Source organism: Marinobacterium weihaiense, assembly GCF_019061305.1.
In the GTDB taxonomy this organism is placed as follows: domain Bacteria; phylum Pseudomonadota; class Gammaproteobacteria; order Pseudomonadales; family Balneatricaceae; genus Marinobacterium; species Marinobacterium weihaiense.
Genome location: NZ_JAHQZT010000070.1, coordinates 1 through 900, shown reverse-complemented (window position 1 = coordinate 900; position 900 = coordinate 1). Strand labels below are relative to the sequence as shown.

Sequence of the window (900 nt, the reverse complement as noted above, 5' to 3'; positions counted from 1 at the left end):
TTTTCTTCAGGCCACGGTAACGGGCTTTCACGAAGCCGAACTGGCACTTGATGATCCGAAACGGATGCTCAACTTTCGCACGGATGCTGGCTTTCAGATACTCGGTGCGGATTCTGACCTTATTGATCCGAGGGTGTTTTTTCAGGGCCTTCAGCTTCCCTGGCTGTTCAGCGATGTACCAGTCCGCACTGACATCTTTCAGCTCGTCTCGCTTTTCGGCGCCCCGGTAACCCGCATCAGCAAAGATGAATGCTTCTTCACCGTGCAGTAGCTGGTCAGCCTGATTGAGATCGTGCTCGTTTGCGGCAGTTGTACTGAAACTGTGTGTGATACCGGTGCGGGCATCCACACCTATGTGAGCTTTCAAGCCGAAATGCCACTGGTTGCCTTTTTTGGTCTGATGCATCTCCGGATCTCGCTCGCCCGTTTTGTTCTTGGTGGAGCTGGGGGCTTCGATGATAGTAGCATCAACCAGCGAGCCTTCTTTAAGAAGGACACCGGCCTCAGACAGCCATTGGTTCACTTCTTCAAAAACCTGTCGGGCCAGGCCTTGGCGTTCGAGCAAGTGCCGGAACTTCAGAATGGTGGTGTGATCGGGAATGGCTTTATCCAGTGATAAGCCTGCAAACAGCCGCATTGAGGCAATCTCGTACAGTGCATCTTCCATCGCTGGGTCACTGAGGTTATACCACTGCTGCATGCAGTGAATGCGCAACATGGTGGACAACGGGTAAGGCCGACGGCCGTTTCCAGCCTTGGGATAGTGGGGCTCGATAACGGCTTCGAGACGCGCCCATGGAATCAGCTTGTCCATTCGGCCCAGGAATTTCTCCTTGCGGGTCTGACGGCGCTTGTTGCTGAACTCGCTGTCCGCGAATGTAAGTTGCTGATCCATCTGAT

1 protein-coding gene is annotated in these 900 nt (G+C 53.8%); it reads right to left on the bottom strand.

Annotation, left to right across the window (positions count from 1 at the left end):
• A partial coding sequence (locus KTN04_RS16605; protein ID WP_217336335.1) for an IS5 family transposase occupies positions 1 to 895 on the bottom strand: 895 nt, incomplete at its 3' end.
• Positions 896 to 900 lie beyond the last annotated feature (5 nt).